The following is a 3,969-nucleotide window of genomic DNA, read 5'->3' as shown; positions in this document are numbered from 1 at the left end:
CCATCGCCAGGTGGGGGTCGGGAATCGCGGCCATGAGAGTTCTCCTTTCGTGCACGGTTCTGTCGTTCGCGGTCCTGTCCTTCGCGGCCCTGTCGTTTGCGGTGATGTCGTGCGTGGTCCTGTCGGCTGCCGCGGTCTCAGGTCAGCGCAGCGTGTTCATCCGCCCGCTTGGGCCTCCCGGCCCGCCAATGCCTGTTCGACCCACGTGCGCAGTGCGTGCGCGGGGGCCGCGCCCGCCTGGCGGGCGACCTGCTCGCCCCGGTCCAGGACAAGAAGGGTCGGAACGGCCTGCACTTCGAATCGGCCGCTGAGCCGTGGGTTCTTGTCGACGTCGACCTTGACGAGCTTGATGCGTCCTGCGAGGTCGCGGGCGACCTGTTCGAGGGCGGGGCTGACCATGCGGCAGGGGCCGCACCAGGTGGCCCAGAGGTCGACGACCACGGGCAGGGAGGCCCGCTCGGCGACCTCGGCGAAGTCGTCGTCGCCGGAGTCCACGACCCAGGGCAGGGGCCGCTCGCAGTGGCCGCACTTGGGCCGTCCCGCGGCGGCCACGGGGATGCGGTTGCCGCGCCCGCAGTTCGGGCAGGTCACCGTCGTCGTCCGGGTGGTGTTCACGCCGCCCTCGCCTCCCGGTCCCCCGGTTGCTGATCGTAGGTGACCAGCAGTTCTCCGTGTTCGGCGTCGACGCGCACCGTCGCACCGTCCTGGACGTCGCCGCGCAGCAGGGCGCGTCCGACCAGCGTCTCGACCTCGTGGGAGATGTAGCGCCGCAGTGGCCGCGCCCCGTAGATCGGGTCGTAGCCCTGGTGGGCGATCAGCTCGCGCGCGCTGTCGGTGAGTTCGACGGTGATACGGCGTTCGGCGAGCCGCTGCCGCAGTTCGTTGAACTGCAGTTCAACGATCTGCTCGATCTGCCGCTCGCCGAGTGGCTTGAACAGCACGATGTCGTCTACGCGGTTGAGGAACTCCGGGCGGAAGTGTCCGCGCAGCTCGCCCATCACCAGGGCGCGGGCGTCGGGCTTGATCTCACCGTCGGCGGTGGCACCGTCGAGGAGATGCTCGGAGCCGATGTTGGACGTCATGATGATCACGGTGTTGCGGAAGTCGACGGTACGGCCCTGGGAATCCGTGATGCGGCCGTCGTCCAGGATCTGCAGCAGAGTGTTGAAGACATCGGTGTGCGCCTTCTCGATCTCGTCGAAGAGCACGACCGAGTACGGCTTGCGGCGTACGGCCTCGGTGAGCTGACCGCCCTCCTCATAGCCGACGTATCCGGGCGGTGCGCCCATGAGGCGGCTGACGGTGTGCCGCTCCTGGTACTCGCTCATGTCGAGCCGGACGATGTTCTCCTCGGAGTCGAACAGGGCCCGGGCCAGGGTCTTGGCCAGCTCGGTCTTCCCGACGCCGGTGGGGCCGAGGAAGATGAACGAGCCGATGGGGCGGCGAGGGTCGCGGATGCCGGAGCGGGCGCGGATGATGGCGTCGGCGACGAGTTTGACGGCCTCGTCCTGGCCGATGACGCGTTCGCGCAGGATCTCGTCGAGGCGCAGCAGTTTTTCGCGTTCGCCCTCCTGGAGGCGGGCGACGGGGACGCCGGTCCAGGCGGCGACGATCTCGGCGATCTCCTCTTCGGTGACGACCTCGCGCAGCAGGCGGTTCGGCCCTTGTTTGGCGGCCAGTTGCTCCTCCTCGGCGGCGAGTCGGCGCTCCAGTTCCTGGAGGCGGCCATAGCGGAGTTCGGCGGCGCGGTTGAGGTCGTAGGCGCGTTCGGCCTCCTCCGCCTCGATGCGGACCTGTTCCAGTTCCTGGCGCAGCTCCTGCACGCGGCGGATCGCCTGCCTCTCGGCCTCCCACTGGGCGTGTTTGGCGTCGGCCTCCGCGCGCAGGTCGGCCAGTTCCTTGCGCAGCTCGCTCAGGCGGGTCTCACTGGCGGGGTCGGTCTCCTTGGAGAGGGCGGCTTCCTCGATCTCCAGGCGGGTGACGCGTCGGGTGATCTCGTCGAGTTCGGCAGGCATGGAGTCGATCTCGGTGCGCAGCCGGGCGCAGGCCTCGTCCACGAGGTCGATGGCCTTGTCCGGCAGGAACCGGTCGGTGATGTAGCGGTGGCTGAGGGTGGCCGCGGAGACCAGGGCGGTGTCCTGGATCTTCACTCCGTGGAAGACCTCCAGGCGTTCGCGCAGGCCTCGCAGGATGGAGATGGTGTCCTCCACGCTCGGCTCGTCGACCACCACCTGCTGGAAGCGGCGCTCAAGGGCGGCGTCCTTCTCGATGTGCTTGCGGTACTCGTCGAGGGTGGTGGCGCCGATCATGTGGAGTTCTCCGCGCGCGAGCATCGGCTTGAGCATGTTGCCCGCGTCCATGGCTCCTTCGGCGGCACCCGCGCCGACGACGGTGTGCAGTTCGTCGACGAAGAGCAGGATGCGCCCCTGGGCGGCCTTGACCTCGCTGAGCACGGCCTTGAGCCGTTCCTCGAACTCGCCGCGGTACTTCGCCCCGGCGACCAGGGAGCCCATGTCGAGGGCGAACACGGTCCTGTCGCGCAGCCCTTCGGGCACGTCGCCGCGGACGATGCGCTGGGCGAGGCCTTCGACGATGGCGGTCTTGCCGACGCCGGGGTCGCCGATGAGGACCGGGTTGTTCTTGGACTTGCGGCTGAGGATCTGGGTGACGCGGCGGATCTCGGCGTCGCGGCCGATGACCGGGTCGAGGCTGCCGGACCGGGCCTCGGCGACGAGGTCGCGGCCGTACTTGTCCAGAGCCTCGTAGGCCACTTCGGGGTTGGCGGAGGTGACGCGCTGGTTCCCGCGGACCTGGGTGAGCGCGCTCAGGAAGGAGTCCCTGGTGAGGCCTGCCTCCTTCAGGAGACGTCCAGCGGGGGTCGATGAGCCCTCTTCCGCCAGGGCGAGCAGGAGATGTTCCACCGACACGTATTCGTCCTTGAGGCGGGTGGCCTCCCGTTCGGCGGCGTCGAGCAGGCGGGCCAGACGCTGGGTGACGAAGACCTGGCCGGGGGATGCGCCGGGGCCGGTGACTCGCGGGCGCCGGGAGAGTTCCTCGCGCACGGCCTCGCGCAGCCTGTCCGGCTCGGCACCGGCCTGTCGCACCAACCGCGGGATCAGACCGTCCTCCTGATCGAGGAGTGCGAGCAGCAGGTGTTCCCCGTCGACCTCGGTCTGCCCCATGCCGAGGGCCGCGGTCTGGGCCTCCTGGAGGGCTTCCTGGGACTTCTGGATGAGACGGTTCATGTCCATGGGTGGTTTTCACTCCTCGTGCCGTGCCCTCGCAGGGCGGCTTCGAGCAGGCTGATGCGGTCGAGCAGGTCGAGCACCAGGCCGATCGAGGCGTAGTTGAGGCAGAGTCCGGAGCGCAGCCGCTGGATGCGGGCCAGCAGCCCCGGGGCCGTGGGGTCGAACACCAGGTGCCCCGCGGCGTCGCGGTCGGCGTCGACAAGCCCGAGGGCGACGAACCGGCGGATCAGGTCGGGGTGGAGGCCCGAGCGCCGGGCTACGGCGTCCAGGGAGAGTCTGCGGACGGGTACGAGCGCGTACCGGACAGCCGTGGCGGTGGTGAGGCCAGGGCCCGTCCGCACCGGGCGATCGTCCCTGTGGGCACGGGCGATGCCTGCCGCTTCCGCGGGTCGGTCGTTCATCGTGTCCTCCTGGGGTCGAAGGAGGAGGTGGCGGCGAGCTCCTCGACCAGTTCGCGCTCCCGGTCGCTCAGGGTGGGCGGCACCATGACGCGGAGTTCGGCGTACAGGTCGCCGTCGGCGCCGCGCGGACTGGGCATGCCCTCGCCGCGCAGCCGCAGTCGCCGACCGCTGGACGAACCCGCGGGCACGGTGACCTTGGCCGTGCCGCCGCCAGGGGTGGGCACGGGCACGGTCGCGCCGAGGGCCGCTTCCCAGGGGGTGACCGGGACCTGGACGTGGACATCACGGCCTTCCAGCCGGAACTGTGGGTGGGGCTGGAT

General features: G+C 70.0%; 4 protein-coding genes. All 4 read right to left on the bottom strand.

Annotated features, from left to right (window positions below):
* Window positions 1-156: 156 nt before the first annotated feature.
* Window positions 157-615 (bottom strand): thioredoxin, encoded by a 459-nt coding sequence (trxA, locus tag AB8Z36_RS32190; RefSeq protein WP_369216919.1) that lies wholly within the window; start codon window positions 613-615, stop codon window positions 157-159.
* The gene (gene clpB / locus AB8Z36_RS32185) at window positions 612-3,251 is read right to left on the bottom strand and encodes an ATP-dependent chaperone ClpB (protein ID WP_369216918.1); all 2,640 of its coding nucleotides are present in this window, start codon (window positions 3,249-3,251) and stop codon (window positions 612-614) included. The genes trxA and clpB overlap by 4 nt, the downstream gene beginning before the upstream one ends.
* Window positions 3,242-3,649 carry a chaperone modulator CbpM gene (locus AB8Z36_RS32180; protein WP_369216917.1) on the bottom strand — a complete coding sequence of 136 codons (408 nt, stop codon included), beginning with the start codon at window positions 3,647-3,649 and terminating at the stop codon, window positions 3,242-3,244. Before AB8Z36_RS32180 ends, clpB begins: the two co-directional genes overlap by 10 nt.
* A partial coding sequence (locus AB8Z36_RS32175; RefSeq protein ID WP_369216916.1) for a DnaJ C-terminal domain-containing protein occupies window positions 3,646-3,969 on the bottom strand: 324 nt, incomplete at its 5' end. The genes AB8Z36_RS32175 and AB8Z36_RS32180, both read right to left, overlap by 4 nt.

This window comes from Streptomyces flavofungini (assembly GCF_041028215.1).
Lineage (GTDB): Bacteria > Actinomycetota > Actinomycetes > Streptomycetales > Streptomycetaceae > Streptomyces > Streptomyces flavofungini_B.
This window is presented reverse-complemented; position numbering and strand designations above follow the sequence as displayed.

Bases quoted from the DNA above. Each gene is read 5' to 3' on its own strand.
- clpB (WP_369216918.1), bottom strand. From the start codon at position 3,251: ATGGACATGAACCGTCTCATCCAGAAGTCCCAGGAAGCCCTCCAGGAG.
- AB8Z36_RS32180 (WP_369216917.1), bottom strand. From the start codon at position 3,649: ATGAACGACCGACCCGCGGAAGCGGCAGGCATCGCCCGTGCCCACAGG.